The sequence below is a fragment of the Pedobacter sp. MR2016-24 genome, assembly GCF_026239655.1.
Taxonomy (GTDB): Bacteria; Bacteroidota; Bacteroidia; order Sphingobacteriales; family Sphingobacteriaceae; genus Pedobacter.
Genome location: NZ_JAPIVO010000003.1, coordinates 192,320 through 216,378, shown reverse-complemented (window position 1 = coordinate 216,378; position 24,059 = coordinate 192,320). Strand labels below are relative to the sequence as shown.

At 41.1% G+C, this 24,059-nt stretch carries 18 protein-coding genes; 5 read left to right on the top strand and 13 right to left on the bottom strand.

Annotated features, from left to right (window positions below; genetic code table 11):
- Positions 1-13 precede the first annotated feature (13 nt).
- Positions 14-1,840, bottom strand: a complete 1,827-nt coding sequence (locus OQX62_RS08625; protein ID WP_265831072.1) for a sodium:solute symporter family protein — start codon at positions 1,838-1,840, stop codon at positions 14-16.
- A 302-nt stretch (positions 1,841-2,142) separates the two neighbouring features.
- Between OQX62_RS08625 and OQX62_RS08620 the strand changes: the two genes are divergently transcribed.
- The gene (locus tag OQX62_RS08620) at positions 2,143-3,015 is read left to right on the top strand and encodes a helix-turn-helix domain-containing protein (RefSeq protein ID WP_265831071.1); all 873 of its coding nucleotides are present in this window, start codon (positions 2,143-2,145) and stop codon (positions 3,013-3,015) included.
- Between the two features lie 43 nt (positions 3,016-3,058).
- Here the strand turns inward: OQX62_RS08620 and OQX62_RS08615 are convergent, their stop codons facing one another.
- From OQX62_RS08615 to OQX62_RS08595, 5 genes are all read right to left on the bottom strand, one after another.
- The gene (locus OQX62_RS08615) at positions 3,059-4,036 is read right to left on the bottom strand and encodes a glycoside hydrolase family 5 protein (protein ID WP_265831070.1); all 978 of its coding nucleotides are present in this window, start codon (positions 4,034-4,036) and stop codon (positions 3,059-3,061) included.
- 77 nt (positions 4,037-4,113) lie between these two features.
- On the bottom strand, positions 4,114-5,247 hold the full coding sequence (locus tag OQX62_RS08610; protein WP_265831069.1) for an IPT/TIG domain-containing protein: 1,134 nt from the start codon (positions 5,245-5,247) through the stop codon (positions 4,114-4,116).
- Between the two features lie 3 nt (positions 5,248-5,250).
- The gene (locus tag OQX62_RS08605; protein WP_265831068.1) at positions 5,251-6,903 is read right to left on the bottom strand and encodes a RagB/SusD family nutrient uptake outer membrane protein; all 1,653 of its coding nucleotides are present in this window, start codon (positions 6,901-6,903) and stop codon (positions 5,251-5,253) included.
- 15 nt (positions 6,904-6,918) lie between these two features.
- Positions 6,919-10,080: a SusC/RagA family TonB-linked outer membrane protein gene (locus OQX62_RS08600; protein ID WP_265831067.1), complete on the bottom strand. Its 3,162-nt coding sequence runs from the start codon at positions 10,078-10,080 to the stop codon at positions 6,919-6,921.
- 371 nt (positions 10,081-10,451) lie between these two features.
- The gene (locus tag OQX62_RS08595) at positions 10,452-10,979 is read right to left on the bottom strand and encodes an OmpA family protein (protein ID WP_265831066.1); all 528 of its coding nucleotides are present in this window, start codon (positions 10,977-10,979) and stop codon (positions 10,452-10,454) included.
- Positions 10,980-11,178: 199 nt separating this feature from the next.
- Here OQX62_RS08595 and OQX62_RS08590 point away from each other — a divergent pair, with 199 nt between their 5' ends.
- On the top strand, positions 11,179-12,399 hold the full coding sequence (locus OQX62_RS08590; RefSeq protein ID WP_265831065.1) for a BamA/TamA family outer membrane protein: 1,221 nt from the start codon (positions 11,179-11,181) through the stop codon (positions 12,397-12,399).
- A gap of 5 nt (positions 12,400-12,404) precedes the next feature.
- Here OQX62_RS08590 and OQX62_RS08585 read toward each other — a convergent pair whose 3' ends face one another.
- From OQX62_RS08585 to kaiC, 5 genes are read right to left on the bottom strand one after another with little or no spacing between them, the layout of a single operon-like run.
- Complete coding sequence (locus OQX62_RS08585) at positions 12,405-12,872, bottom strand: hypothetical protein (protein ID WP_265831063.1); 468 nt, start codon at positions 12,870-12,872, stop codon at positions 12,405-12,407.
- Complete coding sequence (locus OQX62_RS08580) at positions 12,869-14,530, bottom strand: PAS domain S-box protein (protein ID WP_265831062.1); 1,662 nt, start codon at positions 14,528-14,530, stop codon at positions 12,869-12,871. Before OQX62_RS08580 ends, OQX62_RS08585 begins: the two co-directional genes overlap by 4 nt.
- 2 nt (positions 14,531-14,532) lie before the next feature.
- A complete protein-coding gene (locus tag OQX62_RS08575; RefSeq protein ID WP_265831061.1) occupies positions 14,533-14,820 on the bottom strand; it encodes a circadian clock KaiB family protein in 288 nt (95 codons plus the stop codon).
- Between the two features lies 1 nt (position 14,821).
- Positions 14,822-15,118 (bottom strand): circadian clock KaiB family protein, encoded by a 297-nt coding sequence (locus OQX62_RS08570; protein WP_265831060.1) that lies wholly within the window; start codon positions 15,116-15,118, stop codon positions 14,822-14,824.
- Position 15,119: 1 nt separating this feature from the next.
- On the bottom strand, positions 15,120-16,871 hold the full coding sequence (gene kaiC / locus OQX62_RS08565) for a circadian clock protein KaiC (protein WP_265831059.1): 1,752 nt from the start codon (positions 16,869-16,871) through the stop codon (positions 15,120-15,122).
- Positions 16,872-17,133: 262 nt separating this feature from the next.
- Here kaiC and OQX62_RS08560 point away from each other — a divergent pair, with 262 nt between their 5' ends.
- On the top strand, positions 17,134-18,552 hold the full coding sequence (locus OQX62_RS08560; RefSeq protein WP_265831058.1) for a DNA/RNA non-specific endonuclease: 1,419 nt from the start codon (positions 17,134-17,136) through the stop codon (positions 18,550-18,552).
- Between the two features lie 67 nt (positions 18,553-18,619).
- Complete coding sequence (locus tag OQX62_RS08555) at positions 18,620-18,856, top strand: hypothetical protein (protein WP_265831057.1); 237 nt, start codon at positions 18,620-18,622, stop codon at positions 18,854-18,856.
- On the opposite strand, the gene OQX62_RS08550 is transcribed toward OQX62_RS08555, so the two are convergent.
- Entirely contained in the window at positions 18,853-21,327 is a 2,475-nt protein-coding gene (locus tag OQX62_RS08550; RefSeq protein ID WP_265831056.1) for an AsmA family protein, read from the bottom strand. The two genes, OQX62_RS08555 and OQX62_RS08550, sit on opposite strands and share 4 nt — an antisense overlap.
- A 101-nt stretch (positions 21,328-21,428) precedes the next feature.
- On the opposite strand from OQX62_RS08550, the gene OQX62_RS08545 reads away from it, so the two are divergent.
- A complete protein-coding gene (locus OQX62_RS08545; RefSeq protein WP_265831055.1) occupies positions 21,429-22,343 on the top strand; it encodes a hypothetical protein in 915 nt (304 codons plus the stop codon).
- 75 nt (positions 22,344-22,418) lie between these two features.
- Here the strand turns inward: OQX62_RS08545 and OQX62_RS08540 are convergent, their stop codons facing one another.
- On the bottom strand, positions 22,419-24,041 hold the full coding sequence (locus OQX62_RS08540; RefSeq protein ID WP_265831054.1) for an NADP-dependent glyceraldehyde-3-phosphate dehydrogenase: 1,623 nt from the start codon (positions 24,039-24,041) through the stop codon (positions 22,419-22,421).
- Positions 24,042-24,059: the final 18 nt, after the last annotated feature.

The window sequence follows — 24,059 nt, the reverse complement described above, 5'->3', positions numbered from 1 at the left end:
TCTGTTGTACTTATTAATCTTCTAATTTGTTCCACCATGTGCTCTTCAGAATCAATCCTATAACAATCAGCATGGTGATGGTAATAAAAAATGGCATGTGCATACTCAATATAAAATACATCGGCAAAATAGTTAAACACAGCTGGGCAACTATCCCCAATAGCACATTAAACATATCGAGTTTAAATCTTCCATTTGCCTGAAAGCCCGGATCATCTTTCAGGACCAACTCGTGAACCGGCTTCCAGAATCCCCAGGGCCTTACGGTCTTGTAAAAGGATTTAAGCGTCATTACAGCTGTCGGTGCGGCAGCATAAGTACCAGCAATACATCCCATCAGAGAAAGCAGGAATAATAAGGGCCACCAGTACAGCGGCAAACCTGAAGTAAAATAGGGCATCAGCAGTGCAGCAATAATACCAGTTGCCATCCCCCAGAAAAATCCGTTTGCGTTAAAGCGCCACCAGTACCATTTCAGGCAGTTAGCGGCTACATAACCCCCGTATAATCCTCCTACGATCCACTGTAAGATATCATTTACATTATTGGCGAAAAAACCAAGACACACACCAATAGCTACTACAGATACGCCAACGATATAGTTCATATTCATGATCTTTTTCGTAGTCGCTTCAGGATTAATATATTTTAAGTAGATATCATTAATAATATATGCCTGGGCAGCATTCAGGGTGCCACTAAAGGTTCCCATAAAGGCGCCCAGTAAGCCCGTAAGTACAATGCCCAGAACACCAACCGGCATAAAATTGTTAATAGTGGCCGGCAGGATTCTTTCGAAATCTGTAACGCCGTCAGGGCCTTTCAGATAAATCTGGTTATAATATAAAAGTGCCAGAACAGTCAGGCCAATAACCATGGAATAACGTATTGGCAATAAGATAATGCTGACAAAACCTGTCATTTTACTGGCTTCCTTAGGATTACGCGTACTTAATATTTTCTGCATATCGTAATTAGGTGCAGGTCCCGCCAATGATGCAAAAACGCCTTTCAATAACATCATTCCAAAGAAAATTCCGAATAAACTAAATCCATCATCAGCAATTTTCCTGTTCGCATCTTCAGCGATTTTACTCCAGTCCAGGTTAAGCTTCCAGGAGAAAAAAGGGTCATCCCAGCCTTTTGGCACGTTCAGCTGATGTCCCTGAAGATGAATCATTGCGATGATCGCAATGGCAACACAGCCAACAGTCATGACGCTATATTTGATCATATCACCCAAAACAATACTGTGCATACCACCCAAAATGGAATAAAACATAGCGAACAGCGTAAATACTATTCCATAGAAATGCGGAATGTATTTGGTCGAAACAGGAAAGGGAATATAATCTTTGATCATCTCCCAGGGAATAAAAATTTCCATGAATTTGCCCAGTCCGATAAAACCATAAGCTAAAAAACCAAAACAACTGATCAGGGCAAATGCAATTACCACGATCTGCGAACTTTTAACGCCTGCCCCAAATTTACCAAAACGGGTTTCCAACCACTCTGCTCCTGTGTTCGCATTACTCCTGCGCAGCCATTTACTGAGAAACATCATCATAAATACCTGGTTGAACACAGGCCATAACCATGGAATCCAGATGCTCTTCAATCCGTATACAAAACATAAGGCCACCATCCACATCGTGCCACTGATATCAAACATATCAGAGGCATCGCTCAGGCCGAGTTTATACCAGGGTAGTGATTTACCACCCATCAAATAACTGTCTTTATGCTGTCTTGCCTTTTTTCGATACCAAAAACCAACAAAAATCATTGTTGCCAGATATAGCATAATAATCAGAACATCTATTGTTTGTAGCTTCATATTTGGTTATCGTTTCCTAAGGTGATTTTATTTTACTATTCCGCGTCCTTTCACTTATACATTCATCGCTGCATATTGCAGGAAATCATCTATTGTGCAACTGAAATTTACAAAAATAATCACCATCACCTATAAGAATTACCTAATGTAATCACGTTTACTGTGTAAATAGTAATACTATTTTAGCCAATGGACATAGAATATGGATCTATTTTCTTTATGTTCGCCTTTCAAATCCTAAAAAACGCTTATATTTCATTACATTGTATCAATGCTTTTTTAGCCCAAAGAACCGGTAAATCATGAACAACATTATCAAAGAAATCACTCCGCTTACCCAGAATGATTGTTTTACTATCTTTTCCAGAGTAAAGAATGACTTTGATTTTCCGCTGCATTTTCATGAAGAGTTTGAGTTAAATCTGATCTTAAACGCAGCGGGAGCAAAACGAATAGTCGGAGACAATGTTGAAGAAATATCGGATATGGAACTGGTATTGGTTGGTCCTAACCTTTCCCATGCCTGGAGTACACATAATTGTAAGACTGAGATCACAGAGGTCACTATCCAATGGCACAAGGATCTGTTCGATGATAAATTGCTGCGCAGAAATCAGCTCAGTTTTATCCGCAAAATGTTTGAACGCTCCGGTAGAGGAATCTTATTTCCAAGGGAAACAATCGAAAGGCTCTATCCAAGGATTTTAGCGATTGAACAGCTCCAGGGTTTTGATTCTGTATTGGAACTGATGAGTATCCTGCACGACTTATCTACATCGAAAAGTATGCGCATCCTGTCGGATGCAACCTTCAATAATGAACAAATTCTGAACTACAACAGCCGCAGGATTGACAAAGCTTTTGAATTCATGAATGCCAACTTTGATAAACAAATTAGTTTAAAAGACCTTTCTAAACTGGTGAGCATGACTGAAGTCTCGTTTAGCAGGTTTATCAAAAAACGTACTGGAAACACCTTTCTGGATAGCCTGAACGAAATCCGTCTGGGCCACGCCACACGCATGCTGATTGAAACCACCCATTCCGTCGCCGAGATATCCTACAATTGTGGTTTCAATAACATTTCCAACTTTAACAGATTATTCAAGAGAAAAAAACACTGTACGCCTAAAGAATTCAGAGAGAACTTTTCCGGTACAAGGATATTTATTTAAGCTTATTCAATAATCCCGGATCGGGGCCGGAGGTGAAACCTCCTCACCTGTTTACATTGATGAGTTGTGTTCTGATGTATTGACCGGCCGGTGTAAGCATGTCTGTCGTCCATTTTCCATTCACGGATGCACCTGGCTCCAGTAAGGCGGTAGTCTCTTTTTTATCAGTCACGTTCCAGTTTGCCCAGCTCAATTTATTTCTCTCCAACCAGGCAAACCACTTATCAGTTTTCTCCCTGTCGAACTTCCCATCGCCACTGGCTTCACCAACACCCCATTCCGTAACAAAAACCGGCAGACCCAAAGCTATTGCTTCATCAGCTCTCTTCATCAATCCTTCCTGGTGCCAGGGGTCGGAAGCATAAAAATGAAACGAATAGGCAATATTGGTAAAACCTTTAATTGGATCTTTGGCCGCAACGTCAATATCCTGATCCCAATGCGGACTCCCAACTACAATTATGTTTTCCCGATCGTACTTTCTGATCTCCGTAATCACTGCTTTCGCATAATCTTTAACCACCTGCCATTCAATTTTCTCTGGTTCGTTGAAAATCTCGTAAATGATATTGGGCTTGCCTGCATATCGTTTAGCCATCCTGGTAAAAAAAGCTTTGGATTGCTCCAGATGTTCATCAGCATGGTGATCATGCCAGTCAATCAACACATACAGTCCATTTTTTACAGCGGCATCAACTGTTTCAGTCACCAGTTTTTCCTGTTCTTCAGGAAATTGTAAATAACCTCCATCTGGCTGTACCGCCATAGAGACACGTAATAAGCTGATATTAAAGTCGCTACGGAGCCAATTCACCACGTCGGGATTGTAATATTTCTTACCATTCCATATACTCCAGGACATGCTGATGCCACGCAGTTGTGGTTCAGCATTATGTTTGTTCACTATCTTTCCACCCACCACTTTTAAGGCACCATTGCGCTTAAGCCAATTGATATGCTGAGCAAAGCTGAAATTAACCAGAAGCAACAGAACAGCTAATAATTTATATTTTTTCATCATAAATTCTATATTAGAGGCAAATCAGAATAACCTTAATCAGCGATAGATCTTTTTTGCCTCTGTTTTTTAACGTGTTTTTAAATGAACCCGATATCATCAACATAAATAGTTGTAGGCACAGGAACACCTAAGCTTTGTAATACAAACTCAGTAATGTCAGACGGAGATCCTAAATCAGAAAGAGGAATGGTATAGTCCGTATATTTCCCTTCGCTCAGCTCCAGTCTGACAGCTTTACCGTAATTTCCGTTGATCACCAGCTGCACCGCCTGTCCGGCTGTGCCAGCACCGCCATATATAGATATTTTGATAGCCGTCAATTTGGTTGCATCAATTGTAGTTCCGTTATATCCAATTTGTAAGGCACCATAAGCATCAGTGTATATCGTTTGAATGGCATAGGTACCGCGTTTCACATTTACTGTATTAGTGTAGTTCCGCGTACTGTTGTATCCAAAATAGGAACCCCACCCGGCGGAAAACTGATCATCATAAAGTACCGCTTTGAACCCGAAAGAACCAACAGACCTGCTTGTTCCACCAGGAGTGGTAACGAAAATATAGGCTTGCACAATACCTGCAGGAACTCTTACCTGAATTTGTGTTTTCGTAGGTGTACCCACAATTTCAGCAGCAACAGCATCAAATTTCACTTCAGTTACCCCCTCAAAGATGGTACCTGTAAGGGTCACTATTTCCCCTGCACCTGCGGCGACTGGTGAGAATGTGGTGATTGTTGGTGGTGGCTGCAGAATAGGGAAAGCAAAAGTGGCCATCCCGAACTTTGTCGTTACCACTAATTGGTTACTTTGCCCTGCACCATAAGGCACATCATTTGGAATGGAAATGATAATGCTGTGATCGGTCAGCAGTGCAGGATTAAAATTGACCTTCACGCCGTTAAATGAAACAGACAATGTGGTCAGCAGATTTTCACCAATAATCGCATACTGATTGTTTAGCCGGCCTGCAACTACGGTAGAGTCAAAACTCACCACTCTCGTTTCATCGTAAACCAGATTTGAATCGAGGTTGATCCTGTGATCTACATCTTTGATGGTATCCGTCTTACTAATGACTCTTACTTTGGTAATTACCGGATTACCGGCTGCTCCTTCATTGTCTTTTTTACATGAAGTATATGCCAGTGCCACCATCACAAATAATAAAATCATGGCGACGGTTGAATGTCTGTTTATTTTTTTCATCATCTTCTATTTAAAAACATAAGGTACCGGAGGCTGGATCAGTTTAGGATTTGCGGCCACTTCCGTAGCTGGATAAGGAAACAGAAATCTACTGTCTGTCATCGTCACATATCCATTCCCATAACTGTTAGATGGCGTACTGTTATCACCCGCCCCCCTGTCCTGCTGGTTAATAATCATTGTAGCTTTAGGATGCGAAAGCGTATTGAAACCATCCAGACGGCACAAGTCAAACCAATAATCAAATTCAAAAGCGAACTCACGTCTGCGTTCTTCCAGAATATCATCACGATAAAACTGTGCAGGAGCATTGCCCGGTTTGCCGGGTGTATTGTTCGGTGTATAATATCCTCTTTTGATTTCTGCCAGATTTCCCAGTCCGGCCCTGTTTCTGATTTTATTGATGGCATTGAGTGCTACGGGATCAGCACTTGTTGTAGCGCCGCCCACAATGGCCTCCGCAAGGATCAGGTAAACCTCTGCATACCGCATCATGTAAGTGTTATTATTAGAAGATTGAGCAGAACCTATCCCGCCATTATCAGCTGGTGTACCCACAACATATTTTTTAACGAAAGCACTTGTTCCCTGTCCCTGATTCGCAGCATGGGTATATCCACCCTTAGCCTGGTTAATTTCGGGATACACTGCTCCTGTAACCATAATGGTCGGCTTAAATCTTTTATCATCAGGCTGGAACGCATAAAGCAGATCAAAAGTCACTCCCAATACGCCATATCCATCCCCTGTGCCCGTAATTGTGGTGTTGGCCGCCCATGAAGCCTGCAATGGATTACCTTTACCATATCCTCCTGCTCCTGCCCATTGTAAGGCAATAACAGACTCCTCATTGTTATTATTAGCGGTCAGGAAAAGGTCACTGAAATTTTTCCCTGCAATATCAGCACCGTATAACTTAAACTCTCCGCTATTGATCACCTTTTCTGCATAGCTGCGTGCTTTGGCATAATCCTGCATATATAAATATACTTTGGCCATCAGTGCGGATGCAGAGCCGGATGATACACGGCCTTGCGCAACAGAATTTCCATTCCTGATCTGTGGTGCAAGATTGGCTTCCGCATAGGTTAAATCATTCAGAATAAACTTGTATACATCTGCAACCGGATTTGTATTGACCTGCACATTGTCTACATAATCTAATGTATTCTCAATAACCGGTACATTTCCGAAAAGTCTGACCAGATGAAAATAGGCCAGTGCGCGAAATAAACGTGCTTCACCTATAGCATGGTTCACTACAGCCTTATCTACAGTCTCAGGTACTTTTGCAGGCAAATTATTGATAATTCCATTTGCCTGCGCCACTACAATCCATAAGGAATTGTATGCATTTGCCAATTCTGTATTTCCATCTGTTACAGAGAAGTTGCCGAAATTGGCCACATCGGATGAATAAGAACGACCATTTCCACTGGCCATCTCTGTGATCGCCCAACCTCCTTTTGTTACCCAGCCGAACCATGCTGCACTATAGAGTATATTGGTACTTGCCCTCACCTGATCTGCAGTTTTATAGAAATTATCAAGTGTAATTGCACTTTGAGGAGGCCGGTCGAAAAAGTCTTTTTTGCAGCCCGTTACCATGCTAAATACAAGCGTACAAAGTAAAATGGAAAATCTAGTATATGTTTTCATAATTATAGCTTCTAATTAAAATTCTGTGTTAATACCAAATGTCAGCGTACGTGGTGTCGGATACCTTCCGCTGTCCACATTAGTCAAAAACACATTATAATTCTGGTTACCTACTTCCGGATCCAAACCTTTGTATTTTGTAAACACATACAGGTTTTGCGCACTTACAAAAACTTTAAGTCGCGCCAGCTTTGCTTTGCGGATTAGGCTCAGCGGAAGGTTATAACCCAGGTTTACATTCTGTATACGCAGAAATGAACCTGACTCTATAAAACGATCAGAATTTTTAAGGTTGGGGTTATCACCACCTCTGGGTGCAGGAATATTTGAACCCGGGTTGGCGGGCGACCAAAAATTGATGGACGAAGCGAGTTGATTCTGATACAGGCCTGATAAACCTGCCAGCTGGTAGTTCAACGCATTGAGCACCTTAGCGCCATATGATCCATTCAGGAAGATGGACAGATCGAAGGATTTGAAAGAGAAGTTATTGGTAATTCCGTAAGTAAACTTAGGATTTGGATTTCCAAGGGAGATCTGGTCCAACTCATCAATTTTTCCGTCATTATTAATGTCCTGGTACTGAATGTCACCTAACCAGGTACCAGCACTGGTATTTTCTATAGCGCGACCAAACTGAACCGGCGCATTTCGAAGCTGCTGATCAGTCCGGAAAATATCCTTAACCTGATAACCATAAAACTCCCCTATAGAACCGCCTTCACGGGTTCTGGTTACCGTCATCTGCAAAAAGCTCACATTGATCTTTCCGTCAATAAATGGTACACCATCGGCCAGAGAAATCACCTTATTGTTATATTTTGAGAAGATTACCGTGGTATTCCATTTGAAAATACCCGTCAGGTTCCTGCTATTAACTGTAAAGTCAAAACCCTTATTACTTACCTTACCACCATTGATGTAAGGGGGACTGATTACACCAGTTCCGGAATAGGCTGCAGTCTGTCCAACCAGATAAGCCGGCAGCGGTTTTTGAAACAGGAAGTCTTTGGAAGTTTTGTCAAAATAATCGAACGATGCATTGATACGTTCCTTGAACAGGGAAAAATCTATACCCACATTCGTCTGCACCGCAGTTTCCCATTTCAAATTAGGATTTGATACTTTATCAATTGCAAAGCCGGTACCAAGACCAGTAACCACAGGAGTCAATGCCGAACCGTATTGGTAATTGGGAACATTCTGATTACCCACCTGTCCATAACCCACTCTTAACTTAATCCCGCTCGCTGCCTCTTTAAAACCTTCCATGAATGCCTCATCAGATAAACGCCACGATACAGCAAAAGCCGGAAAATAACCTGTCTGCTTTCCATCAGCAAATTTTGAAGAACGGTCTGAACGTATGGTCGCCGTTAAACTGTATTTGTTATTGAACGTATAGATCCCCCTTGCAAAATAAGATTGTAAAGCCTGACTATCTTTATATTCCCCGATAATCGCAGTCTTCAGATCTCCCAAACCTAAGGTCTGCAGGTCGTTACTTAAAAAATTCTGCACTGAGGCATCTTTTCCACCCCATTGTGACTCATTTACTTCATAACCTAATAACGCGGTTACATTGTGTTTTTTATTAAATGTATGGGTATAGGTCAAATATTCTTTCCATCCCCAATAGGTAGTATGCGAATCGTATTCCTGTAATTTCGCCGTTTGATTACCGTAGATACCATATTGGTAAGTCGGCGTAAATATCCTGGCAGCAGAATAGTTAAAATCCCCGTTTACCTCAGATCTCAACGTTAAGTATTTACTCAATAACAGGTCCGCGTATAATGCACCGTTCAGGTTACTTCGATTTAGCGTATTGGTAATATCCAATGCCTGGGCCACCGGATTAATCTGTCCTCCCTGTTGATTTGAATTGGGGATTGGACCGGCAAATGAGCCGTCAGGATTTCTTACGGCCTGATCAGGAGCACTCAGCAATGCGTTATATACCACCCCGGTATTGTTGGATAAACCCTGGTTCTCGTTTGAACGGCTGCCGGATATGGACATGCCGACTTTCAGCCAGGGTTTAACCTGACTGTTTACGTTTGACCGGAAAGTGTACCTTCTGTAATCGCTGCCCAAAATGGTTCCGTCCTGTTTCAGGTAACCGCCTGACATATAGTAATCTGTTCCATCTTTACCTCCAGAAATGCCTAACTGATGATTTTGCATCAGGGCATTCCTGAATACTTCATCTTGCCAGTCTGTTCCTTTTCCAAGAAGTGCCGGATCCGCAAACTCTGCCCGCCGTTGCACACCAGTTACATCCGCCAGCGCATTCTGCAATACAGCATACTGTTGTAAATCCATCACATCCAGAAATTTACCCTGTTGCTGCATGGCCGCATAACCATCATAAGTAACACGTGCAGAACCATTTTTCCCCCTTTTGGTAGTAATGATAATTACACCATTGGAAGCACGGCTCCCATAAATTGCCGTTGCAGAAGCATCTTTCAGGATATCAATCGACTCAATATCACTTGGATTAATTGACGAAAGCGGGCTCACTGCAGACTCCCCGTTGTTGGGCGATAAGCCAACGGTACGGCCGCTGGTCGCCTGATTGGTTGCATCGCCGGAAATCGGCACGCCATCCACTACATATAATGGTTCGTTAGACAAACTCAATGAAGTTACACCACGTACCCGCACCGAAGTAGAACTACCCGGAGCACCGGAGTTTTGTGTAACTGTTAAGCCCGAAGCTCTCCCCTGAAGCATCTGATCTATACTTACCTGTGGAACATTAGCAATGTCCGCTGCTTTAACAGAAGAAATCGCTCCGTTTACGTCTCCTCTTTTTTGATTACCATAGCCAATAACCACTACGTCGGTAAGATCTGTAGCAATCGTTTTGAGTACAACGTTGATCACAGACCTGTTTCCAACTATGATCTCCTGTTTGGCAAGGCCGATAAAAGAAAAGACCAGTGTAGTTGTGCCGGCCGATGGAATGGTGATGACATACTTCCCGTCATAACTGGTAGAGACAGCAGTTTTTGAATTTTTAACAGCGATGCCCGCACCGGGCAGTGTTGTACCTTTTTCATCTGAAACCGTACCTGTAATTTGTCTGGTTGTAGGATTCTGAGCATACGCCGAAAAAAGCGTAGCCAAAAATATTACAAACAGCATGGCTGCTCGTAAATGTATACCCATAATAGTTTATATTTAGTTATTTGTTTATTATCTCAAATTTAACCGCAATGATTAATTTTTTTGTAATAGTATTTTAACTGAATATGAGCTAAAAAGCACTATATAACCTCCGCTTCAATGGGTAACAGTGATTATAAATGAATTGAATTGGGAATCATCTGGCTAAGGACTTATACTATTTTAGCCCGCATTGTTTTATCAGGGCAGGTGAGTACGAAAATCATATAGGATGTGGAGATGCATAAAAGACAAAGCCGCCAATTAGTATGATCTAATTGGCGGCTCGACTAATTGGGCTAAATGCTACAGCTTAATTTTGAAAGTAACAACTTTCAGATCACTGATGAAGCTTTCAGCATAATTGCTATTTACTATTCGTTGATTTTAATTTCCACCCTGCGGTTTAATGCTTTTCCTTCTTCAGTACTATTAGAAGTAAGTGGCACTGTCGAACCAAATCCCTTAATCGTGAATTTTTCTGCAGCGATACCAGTATTTACCAAATAAGATTTTACCGAATTGGCTCTGTCTACAGATAAAGACATATTATGTTCCGGCGTACCTTCTGCAGAAGAATGGCCATTTAAAGTAATCTTAACTTCCGGATCTTTTTTGATCTCAATTGCAGCACGGTCCAATATCTGGAATGATGCAGTTTTCAATACCGCAGAGTTAAATTCAAACTGAAGGTTACTAAAGTTAAAATCTGGTTTTTCTACTGGTGCAGGTTTTTCTGCCACCGGAGCGGGTTCAGGTTTTGCAGCTTCCACGGGTGCTTTTTCCTGAACGGTTGCAGGAGGAGTTGGTTTGGCTACCATCTTTTTTGTTTTACAAGAATACAGCGAAACCACTAAAAGACAGATGAGCGCTGATAAGGAAAGAGATTTTAATGTTTTCATATTTTATTTATTATGTATCACCTATAATACTTTGTAACATTTACAGGTGTATTATCAGCTAATATAACGCCTATTATTACTAAAACGTCTAAAATATGTAATAATGGCTTTGTATTTGTATTAACGCATTAAAAATGAGGAGCACTTATTTTTAATAAATTTTACTACATTAATTTCCATCTACTGCCTGTTTGATTTTATGCATAAAACCTTTTATCTGTTTTTATTACTTTTTATTACCACTTTTTCTTTACGTGCTCAGAATGCCAGTAACGCTATTTCAGCCAACAATCAGGTGCGCGACACCGCTATAAAACGGGATCTGATAGACATTGCCAAGTCGTTGTTTAAAATCAAACCAAAACCAAGAATTGATACAGGAGAAAAACGGATTTACTTTTCAGCCCTTCCCATTGGCGCAAATGTTCCGGGGGGCGGGCGGGCACTGATTACCTCTACCAGCGCAGGTTTCTACCTGGGCAACCGTAAAACTACGAATATCTCCAACGTTACTTTTACCCCTTACAGTAATTTTAAAAGCAGATTCGGACTCCCGTTACGATCTAATATATGGTTGAAAGACAATTCATGGAATATTCTGGGCGATACGCGCTTTCTGGTTTATCCGCAATATACATGGGGACTTGGAAGTGGACATAACGACGATAAAATCCTGATCGATTATAAATATGTGAGATTTTACCAGAGTGCATTAAAACGGATTAAACCTTATATGTATGTCGGCCTCGGTTATAACCTGGATTATTTTATCAACGCCAAAACCTCCGGCGCAGATCTGGAACAATTTAGTGGCTATGCATATGGCACTACCGCCGGCAAAAATGAATTTTCTTCGGGTGTCTCCCTAAACTTATTATATGATACCCGTAACAATTCTATTAATCCATTGCCGGGATGTTATCTGAATATTATTTTAAGAAATAACCCTGTTTATCTGGGTAGTAAAACGAATTGGCAATCGCTGTACGTAGATGCGAGAAAATATATACCATTAAATAAAAAAGCGCATCAGCAAAATGTACTTGCTTTATGGACATATGCCTGGACGGGGCTCAGTAGTGCTATCCCTTATTTAAACCTGCCTAGTATAGGCTGGGATCCTTATAACAGATCTGGCCGTGGAATCGAGCAAAACCGCTATCGCGGCAAAGGACTGATCTACTTCGAAAGTGAATACCGCAGAGATATCACCAACAACGGCTTACTGGGATTTGTAGTATTTGCCAATGCCACAGCTGTTACAGAGACTGAAAAGAACAGGTTTAGAAACATTCATCCTGCTGTGGGCTCCGGACTGCGACTTAAATTCAACAAGAGCTCAAATACCAATATTGCAGTTGATTATGGTCTGAGCAAAGGCTATTCCGGATTCATGATCAACCTGGGTGAAGCTTTCTAGCAGCTTTATTTGTTGGTCATCACCATCAGGGTATAAGAACCTCCGCCAACAATCGTCTGAAAGGTATAATCAGGGCTTAGATAATAACTGCTGATCTGGTTGTTTTCAATGGTCTGCACCTCTTTTTTCTCCGTACTTATCGCTTTCAGTTCATTCAGGATGATTGTATACGATTCCATCCCGGGTAATTGATAATACAACTGATTCACCACATGATCGTCCGCATGGATTCTGAACCAGGCCAATGCCTCAGCGGGGTTCGATTTTTTTGTACCATAGGAAAAGGTCTGGTATAACTGATTCGCTTTTGTTCCGGATAATTCTGCATGATCTGCCCAGCCCCTGACAGTTAAACTATCTCTTATTGCCGTTACGGGTTTGTTAATATAGGTCATTAACGTTTTCAGTGGTATGTCCTGTGCGTACCCGAAATGAAAGATGCTACAAAGCAGAAATGTTAAAAAGTATCTCATGAACTGGTTGGTAATAATACGTAAAAGGTAGATCCATTATTAATTTCGCTCTCCACACCCATCGTTCCATTATGGCTTTTAATAATCTCCATTGAAATGTACAATCCCATACCTAATCCGCTCGCAGAGAAATTCCTGTCATCCACTCGGTAAAAGCGTTCAAATATTTTATCTACCTGACTACTCGAAAGGCCAATACCATGATCCTTTACCGCTATCTTCACCTTATCCGCTTCCTTACTCACAGCCAGGGTAATGTCTTTATTGACTGGTGAATATTTCACCGCATTGTTGATCATGTTCATCATTACCTGCTCTAAACGTTCCACATTCCCATTTATGATATAGGGTTCTGTCGCAATAAAGGTAATATCGTAATCAGGATACATATAACCTGCGTTCTCTGTACATGACCTCACCAGCTCATTCACATCAATATCAACTGAGCTAAAATGTAATTTCCCGGCTTGTATTTTACTCACATCCAGAAGGTCATTCACCAGCGTCTGCAGTTTACCAATCGAACTTTCCGCTTTAACAACAAATGTCTTTACCTGTTCAGGTACCACTTCTTTTTTATAGCTCGAGATGAGCTGCAAATATGCCTTTAAGCTGGTTAGAGGAGTTTTCAATTCGTGACTGGCAATACCGATAAACTCATCCTTCTTCTCAATAGATTTCCGCTGGTCGTCAATATCTGTAGCCGTTCCTACCCAGAACAACAGCTGCCCTGATTCATCCTTTAATGGAATACTCCTGTTCAAATGCCATCTGTAACTACCGTCATTATATTTATACCGGTTTTCCATTTCAAAGACCTCGCCTGTAGTCAGGCTCTGTGAAAATCTAAGCTGCGTTTCTATCAGATCATCAGGATGTATAACATTCGCCCAACCTTCATCAAAGGTCTGATCAAATGATAATCCCGTATAGTCAAACCAGCGCTGATTGAAAAAGTTGAACTGTCCGTCCGGTAAATTCGTCCAGGTAATCTGAGGGATATTATTGGCCAGCAGCATAAAATGCTCTTTGCTAACCGAAAGATCACGGGTACGTTCTTCGACCGTATCTTCCAGTTCATTGTTTAGTTTTAAAGCTTCATTTCTTGCCGCTTCCAGTTCTGTATTTTTAGCACTCAATACCTGCTGTGCTTCCTTCTGAGCGCTGAGGTCGGTCAGCACGATACTCAAAGAAATACCTTCTTCAAGGCTCAGGTTTGTAATTGAAATCAGCACCGGCATCGTGGATAAGTCAGACTTTACCAGGTTGATCTCCTTTTTATAATCGTTTAGTCCTTTCTGCTGCATGATCCAGTTCATGTCCTCCAGCGAAGAACCCAAAATCAATTCATTAAAGGTCTTGCCAATGATTTTTTCGAGCGGTAAGCCAACCATAGCGGAAAAACGCGAATTGCTGTACAAAATTACGCCGTCTTTATTTAAAGTGATGGCGCCCTCTCCCATTTTTTCGATCAGTACCCTGTAGGTATGGTCAGCACTTTTTAAGGTGTATAACTGATGCCCTTCCTGTCCATGTACCACAAAAGCATCTACCATGCCCGTTCTTATGGCTTCAATGGTATCATTGGCTTCCTCCAGCTGAAAGCGCAACTCTCTCAATTCTGCTTCTAATTCTTCCTGTAACTTCTCGCCACTCATACTTATACAGTTATTGCAATGCCTAATCCTCTTAGTACCTTTGCTGTGTCAGACATGTCTCCTACCAGTCGCCTTTCCGGCGCCGGGGATTTTTTAATTAAAGTGGGCAATGCGATGATTTGTTCCTGCTGCGCAACTTCTGGGAGCTGATACACATCTATAACTTCGAGCGTATAATTATCCTTAAGGTATTTTTCGCAAATGTCTTTAATGTTGTTAATCGCACGCACAGAATGAGGCGAAGCCCCGGTGACAAATAGTTTCAGAAGATACTCTTTAGCGGCTTCCAAATTATGTAGTTTTTATAGGTATGATGTTCAATCCAACAAGCACCTTTTCTTCATTACTTAAATCGCCGATAATCTTACGGATCGGCACAGGGACTTTACGTACCAGCGTCGGTACTGCAAAGATCTGATCACCTTCAGCAAGCTGAGGATGCAACAAGAGATCTATAATTTCTATTTTATACTTTCCCTGTAAATGCTCTTCGCAATATTTATTCAAATTATTCAATGCACTGACAGATTTTGGTGTTTTACCTGCTATATAAAGTCGAAGCTCCCATGTTTGTTCTGCTATACTCATTTTATTTTTTTTTACGGCCTGCTTTTGTTGTTGCTTGTGTATCTACTCCGCGACGCTTGTTCAGCATTTCGAGCCTCGTTTTTTCAATGATGCTCTTTTTCAGCTCTTCTTCCAGGTACACTTTGTTGAGTTCTTCTTCAACAGATTCAAATTCACTTTGTAAACTGGCAATTTTAGCTTCAAGTACTTTACGCTTTCTTAAAATTTCACGGTCTTTACGACTAATTGCATGACCTTGCAGGGCAATACCTGTTTCTTCACGCAATATATGTGCCTCTCTTGCTGATCCTGTCAATACACCTTCAGGACCGAGGTAAACATCCACCAGTTCCAGCCCCCCGGCTGTAATAATAAATTCCCGTACCTGGTTGGAATGATCCATACCTCTGGATTTCATCACATACAAACCACGATTCCTTTCGCCATTATTTTCAATGTCACGAATCAGCAACCAGGCATCTACCAACGATGATATCCCCTCATCGGTTTGTTCATTGGTGCTTTTATTCAGTGTAAGTGCAGTAAACATTACTGTAATGTTTTCATTCTGCAGGAAATCAATCAACCTGATCAGCATGGCTTTGACTTCACTAACTGATCCTACAGTGATCAGATTCGTGATCGGATCAAGGATCACTACATCCGGACTGAATTTTTTTATTTTCTTATGAATGGCAACCAAATGCATTTCCAATCCGTGAAGTGTAGGTCTGGAAGCATGAAACTCCAGTAAACCGCGCTCCACATGGGTAGACAAATCAAGACCTATAGACTGCATATTTCTTAAAATCTGCTTAGGAGATTCTTCAAATGCAAAATAGATACATTTTTTCTGACTGGCACAGGTGGCATCTGCAAAGGATGCTGCTATACTCGTTTTACCCGTTCCGGCTGTACCGGAGACAAGAATACTACTGCCCTTAAAAAATCCTCTGCTGCTCAGCATCCTGTCTAATCCGGCGATACCGGAAGATATGGTTTCAGATGAAACCTCGGAATCCAGCTGAAGTGAGGTGACAGGTAAAACAGAAATCCCTTCCTCGTCAATCAGAAATGGATATTCGTTTGTTCCGTGCATCGAGCCTCTATATTTAACAATACGAAGCAATCGTGTAGAAATCTGGTCATTGATACGATGATCAAGCAAAATCACACAGTCAGACACGTATTCTTCCAGTCCCTGTCTCGTTAGTGAACTCTCTCCACGCTCACCAGTAATGATCGCGGTTACGCCTTTTTCTTTCAGCCATTGAAAAAGCCTGCGTAACTCTGCACGAAGGATATTTTCATTAGTTAAACCAGAGAATAAATTCTCAATTGTATCAAGCACAACCCTTTTTGCACCGATGCTATCAATTGCATAGCCTAATCTGATAAATAAACCATCCAGGTCATATTCTCCTGTCTCTTCAATTTCACTGCGCTCAATATGTACATGATCTACCTTCAGCATTTTATCAGCAATAAGCCGGTCAAGGTCAAAACCAAGTGATGCTACGTTTAAAGCCAATTCTTCAGCTTTCTCCTCAAAGGCCATAAATACCCCGGGTTCATTGAACTGTAAAGCGCCTCTTACAACATATTCAACAGACATCAGTGTTTTACCACATCCTGCACTGCCGCAAATTAATGTAGGCCTCCCTAATGGCAAGCCTCCGTTTGTGATCTCATCAAGACCTGCGATACCTGTTGGCGATTTTTGCAAAAAATTGATTGGATCAACTCCGGGCGTTTTTTTAAGTTTTTTACTCATTATGTGAAAGCAATAATTCTTGTTTGGAATTCAGTATTCCGTGTGAAATTCAAATATCAAAAACATGACCAAAAAGGAAATGTTTTAAAAATTGTCGTTTAAACAATGATTATACGTTTAATCCGGGGTTACGGTTTCTGGATATTTAGCCAAAATAATATATAAGCCACAAAATTGTTGCAAATAAAAGCAAATTCCTAACATTAGCATAATAGCAATAGCTGATATTTGTCGTCCCATTATCGGGGAATAATTAAAATTTATGATTAAACAACTATTTATCTATTCGAGCCTCGCCCTCATACTGGCAGGCTGTTCAAAAAAAACTACGGAAGAAATTGTAGCAGAAGAGCCGGTAGCACCGATAGCCACCTACATGATTACTGAGGATTTTGAAAATACTGCTGCAAAAACAGCTTATGCAGCGGCTAATGTGAACATGCCCACTGGTTCATGGAATCTTGATGATGCCGTTGTAGGAAATCTTGCTACTGATTTAAAAAATGGCGCTAAAAGCATCAGATTGCGTAATGGTAAGATGACTATGAATTTTGATGTTTCAGGTATGAAGATGCTTTATATAAAGCATGGTAAATTTGGTGCTGATGCCGCTTCTACCTGGCAGTTAATGATGTCTATTGATGGAGGAACAACTTTTACACAAGTAGGTACAGATATTAATGACGACAATTCTTCTTTGAAACTTGATTCATTTGCAGTAACGACTACTGCAAAGGTTCGTTTCCAGATCAAAAAAACAGGAAATACAAGGATTAACTTAGATGATATTACATTCAGAGGCACAGGCGATCCAGGTATTGCTGCCGAAACACCTGACATTGATCCAGTTGAACCAGTTGATCCGACTCCAGCTCCTCCCGCAACGCCAAGAGGTGTTACAGCGGGAACAGACGCTCAACCTGCAGCAGGCGACAATAGCAATGCTCTGTTTGGAAATCCATCAACTGCAAATATGGTGACTCCTGATAACTTCTTAATTGATCAGAGTTATTATGTACAGTCTTATAGCAGTAGCCGCGGTACACCAAACTGGGTAAGCTGGCATTTAGATGCCAGTAACATGACTAAGGTAGCAGCAAGAAAAGACGATTTCGCAGGATTTATCGGATTACCTGCTACAGCATTTCAGGTGCAAAGCAATAGCTACTCCGGCTCTGGATTTGATCGTGGCCATAACATACCATCAGCGGACCGTTCAAGTTCAGCAAATGCAAACAGCGCCACTTTTCTGATGACGAATATGATTCCTCAGGCACCGCAAAACAACCAGCAAACATGGAGACTTATGGAGGAATATTTGAGAAATAAAGTACTGGAAGGCAATGAAGTGTATATCATTATGGGCAGTTATGGTGCTGGTGGTGTAGGAAGCTCTGGTGGCGTAAAAACATCAATCGCTGATGGTAAAGTCACTGTTCCTGCTAACGTGTGGAAAATTGCTGTAATTATCCCGACTGGAGATGGTGATTTGAGCAGGGTTTCTGCAACTACTCGTGTCATTGCTGTCAATACACCAAATATCAATACGATAGATACTGACTGGAAGAAATACAGGGTAACCGTAAGAGCAATTGAACAAGCTACTGGTTACGATCTATTATCTCAGTTACCTAAAACAGTTCAGGATGCTATCGAAACTAAAGTAGATACGGCCAACTAATCACAAAATTTATTTAATTTTAAAAGAGGACAGCCTATGGTTTGTCCTCTTTTAATATATTTGAGGCATGGCAAATACAACAACTGAATTTGAAATAGAATTTGAAGGCGATACTATTCCGGTAATTGTTACTGAAATTGAAGAAGCTGATGAAGTAAAATATATGGTTACACTCTCTGGCAAACCAGAGTTTGAGATCTTCCTTTCTGAGGAAGATATGTGGGTAACCAATGACGACATAGATCTTGAGGAAGATTTCATTTACACCATAGGTGATAAATTTGAGAGTTTACAGCCCGATTAAGGTTGTAAACTCTCCTGTTTTTTATCCTTCTCGTCATCTTTGGTCTTATCCCTGTTCCGGATCAGCTTGAACTTGATTTTGCCATCATCTCCGTCAGTCGCCAGGATATGTACTACAATACCTTTCATCCTGCGCTCCTTAATCTCTTTTTTACTGGTAATATCTTCATCCTTTTTCGGATTTCTCAAAGGTACATCCAGTACGATATTCGTGCCCTTATTCATAGAATAAACACCCGCAACATTCATATTTAAAACACTGGAGTTAATCAGCATGGGGTTGATGACAATCTGATCGCCTTTGATATCAAATTTGCCATTCAGGTTACTAAAGGTGATATTATCCAGATCCCTGAAAGGAAAAGCAAATTTGCCTACATTCTTGATCGCATCAAATCCTACCAAAGCACCCTGTTTCAGGTCGAACACAATACTGCCGTGCATAGATTTTGGCACAATTTTGCCCTGATCGGTGATATTTCCTTTTACACTGGTCCTGGTGAAGAATTTACCCCGAAGATTTTTATAGGTCAATGCCTTTAATCCAAAGTTATCAAATGAATAAAAGAAGTTCTTCATGTCAACATTTGCAATCGTTGTATTCACTGTAAACCTGTTTACAGCCTCTGTTTGTGTGATGCTGCCATTTAACTTAACAGATCCGCCACCATTTTTCAAACTGACGTTTTTTAAAGAGATACCTGCCTCAGATAATAAGATATCGGCAGTGGCGTCCGTACCCGCAAATTTGTTATAATATAGCTTATCTATGGTCATATTCATTTCCACACGACCTTTATCCAGCATGGTATTTAGTTGTTTAGCAAAATTGGTCGGCTTACTTTTGGCTTTAACTGCCACTCTTCCTTTTCTGGCCCCTAAGAAACCTATAAATTCACCCACATGTAACTGCGGGCTCCGTATTTTCCATTGCAATAGTATCTTTTCAGGTTCGTTATAATACAGGTTCATAAAATTCTTTACACTTCCTTCCATAAAAACGATGCTCTTCCCGCTCTGGAGCCTGATATCCCTGATCAGTAAATCCGTTTGTGTGAAATTCAGTGAGATTGATGTATTCTTGAAATTGATATTCCTTGGTACATAACTCACATCTGCATTCTTCACATTCACATAACCCCTTACTACGGGTTTATTGAGTTTATAATCCACGATATCCGCCGTATAATGCAGGTTCAGGTCGGCCGTTCCTTTTGTGAAATGCAACAGGTCATCACCCAGCACATTGTTAAGTTTGGCCACTTCAAATTTGGACTTGAAAGTACCTGTAGCCACCGGTTTATTCAGGTTATGGATAAATACAGTATCAATAGTAAAAGGCATTTCTCCATATTTACCGGAAAAACGATATAACTGTATGGCCGAATTCTCATCCGTCAGCCCCTTGCCTTTTTCATAGTTGTTCGTAAATACACCATCAAATGTACAATCCTCCACAATACCGCCTGGATTTGTCAATTTATTATTGCGAACGGTAGCATTCACCAATATCGAAGGATCACCACCTGCTCCCATATTTCCTGCGATGGTTGCCTTCACCCTGATTGGCTTATCCAGATTAAACATATTTAACCTCGACGTGATATTTGGTGCCAGCAATGCCGATGCATTTCTCCATTTAATTTCTTTAGCGTCCAGATGAATAGCAAACTCAACAGGATCTTTAGCTAAGCTGAATTTAGCAGCTAACAGGAATGGATCTTCACCAATGTTCAATATATTTGGTGATAGTGTGATATCACCTTTATCCTCATCAAATGCTGCATCAATATTTCCTTCCACCAGTTTGTCCTTAATAAAACTACCTCTCTTTGTATTGAAGGCCAGGCTTTTCACCATTGTCTTCAGATTAATAGCAGCTTTCCAGCCCGAAGAAGGATAGTCGATTTTACCGCTCAGGTTTTGTACAGCAAACAGAAAGAGTTTATTGCCCTTCCGGTTATCCATAATAAATCCTACCCTGTTTAAATCAAATCTTCTGATTTCTGCCGGCGAACTGCTTTCCTCAGTAGTCTTCTTGTCTTTTTTAGCTCCCTTTTTAAACAGGGAAGTATTGCTGTAACCGGTGCTGTCCGTAAACAAGTAAACTGAGGCATCCGAGATGGTAATTTTCCTGATCTCAATTGTACCGCTCAGTAAAGCCAGTGCATTAACTGAAATATCAAACGCGCCGGCTTTCAGTAACGAATGGTGATGCACCTTCCACAGGCTGTCTCTCATCTCTACATTTCTCAGTGAAACTGATACGCCCGGAAAGCCCTTCAGAAAGGTAGGTTCCATTGCGCCTACAGTAAGACTGCCATTGAGATTTTCATTCAGTTCTTTTGTGATCGAAATGAGCAGTTCTTTTTTATGAATGTTGACATATATCGCAATGCCGATGAATGCAAGCATCACAAGAACTATAAGTGCGGATAATATTTTTAGAGAGAGCTTGACCCAACGTGGCATATTTAGTTAATTTATGGATAAACATTTAAATGCGTGATTTGTTTAAATGTGGTTTGATTTCGGTAAATTGATTAATTTAGTAGTATAAAACACATAAAACCATGAACAACCTAAATCCATTATTCAAAAGAACCTTCAGGTTGATGTTTAGTATAACCTGTATGGGTGCAATTTGCATGCCGCAGATCGCCGCGGCACAAAAGCAGGCTATCACTAAAGTAACCATTCATAAAGATAAATACAACAGGATATTTATCCCTGTGAAGGTAGACAAGGATACGGTTCCGTTATTGTTTGCCACCTACGCTAAAACTTTAAGACTTACGCCTTACTTCATGCGTACCAGAGCACTTTATCCAAGCGGACAGGTACTGACCTTAAATGATCAGCGCGGCAGGAAACGTGACCGGCTGGTCTTTTTCCTGCCACGTCTGGATATTGGCAATGTCAAGTTCCGTAACGAAGAAACTATAGTAAATAATGCCTTTCCTGATACGGTGGCAACAGGATCTACCGGCACTTTAATGGTTTACCAGTATAACTGGAAGATTGATAACGACCGTAATGAGGTATCGCTTTCTAAAAAGCCATTTACTCCCGAACAGGCTTTTACCACGATCAGATACAAAAACAATACTTCTCCCAGGACAGCAGTTCAGATCGGCGAATTAACAGCTGATTTTATACTTGATTTTGGTTCCGGCAGTAATATCCAGGTAAACACTGCATCTGATATCGGGAGAGCGCTGATCAGCAAATACAAATTGAAACCGGTCAATACCATCACTTCAAATATTCATTCGCCAAAAATGGTGGATACTGTCTATGAAGTAACAGTCCCTTCCCTGTTGTTAAACGGAGTAGTGGTTAAGAACCAAAAGGTCATGTTAAGTTCGGCATCTCCCCAAAACACCATCGGCACAGGATTTTTGGGCAATTACAATGTAATTCTCAATAATTCTAAAAAACGGAAGATTGACAGTGAGTTTATTCTGGAGAAAAGATTAGTAGATTAATCGTAAGCTAATCCAAAAGAAAAGGCTGTTTCGAGTTCCTTTAAACGAAAGGAACTCGAAACAGCCTTCTTGAATTTAAAAAAGGAATTTAGTACTTAAAAAATTAGAACTGTTACCTTCAACAATTTCATTCAGTAAGCGCTTGTTCTCCTCGTTTAATTTTGTCGCGACCAATGAACGGATAGAAAACGATCTCAATGCATCAACAACCGACAATGTGCCTTCTGCACTATCCTTTCTACCCGTAAAAGGAAATACGTCAGGGCCACGCTGGCACTGACAGTTGATATTTACCCTGCTTACCTGGTTCACGAGTGGATCAATCAGCGCAGCGATTTCCTCATCATCATTACTAAAAATACTTACCTGCTGACCATGAGTAGATTCAATCAGGTATTCAATTGTTTCCTCAACGGAATCAAAAGGAACAACAGGAATTACCGGACCAAACTGCTCTTCCTCATATAATTTCATGTCCTTATTCACCGGATAAACAATCGCCGGGTAAAAGAAAGATTCATTGATCAATCCACCATTTTCATTGATTACTGCTGCGCTATGAGCTATTGCATCATCAATACATTCTTTAAGATAAGCTGGCTTATGCGCCTCAGGTAAAGGAGTTAAGGAAACGCCCTCCTCCCATGGCATACCATATTTCAATTTGGCAACTGCCTCACTCAGCTCTTTTATAAAGACCTCCGCCAGGCTGCGGTGAACAAACACAATCTTCAATGCTGTACATCGCTGCCCGTTGAAAGAAAGTGAACCCAGCACAGTTTCCTGCACCGCCAGTTTAATATCTGCATGAGCTGTAATAATGGCGGCATTTTTTGCATCCAGTCCTAATATCGCACGCAGGCGGTTGATCTTCGGATGAAGCTTTTTGAGTTCGTTTGCTACTTTACTGGATCCGATCAGTGTCAATACATTGATCTTGCCGGATTGCATTAGTCCCGGGATAATTTTATTACCGCGACCGTATATCGTATTTACTACTCCCCGGGGAAAACAGTCTCTGAAAGCTTCCAGCAAAGGATAATGCAGCAGCGTACCATGCTTAGGTGGTTTAAATAACAGTGTATTCCCCATAATCAAAGCGGGAATCAACGTGGTAAATGTCTCGTTCAATGGATAGTTAAATGGTCCCATACATAACACAACACCCAAGGGCGAACGCCTGATCTGTGCTACAATGCCCTGCTCTATGCTGAACTTAGAAGATTGCCTGTCCAGATCTTTCAAAGCATCAATCGTCGCATAGATGTACTCTACTGTCCGGTCAAACTCCTTTACGGAGTCGGCGTGCGATTTTCCAATCTCCCACATCAATAGTTTAACCACTTCATCTTTCTTCTGGATAATCCGCTGCGTAAACTTATCTACACATCCAATTCTGTCGGCCACACTCATTGTTGGCCAGGTACCGCGACCATTGTCATAGGCCGCCACAGCCGCATCCAGCGCTTCAAAAGATTCTTTTTCTGTACAGAGCGGATATGTACCTATTACTTTACGCTGCAGTCCCTCAGCTGTTTTGATACATATCGGCGATAATACCGTATGCACTTCTCCGTCCCATGGACGCATCTCGCCATTGGAAAGATACTCACGCTGGTTCAGTTCGGCAGATAACCTGTATTTTTCAGGTATCTCATCTTCCGAAACGAAGATTGATGATAAATCTATAGTTGCCATTCAATTAAAAGATTAGGT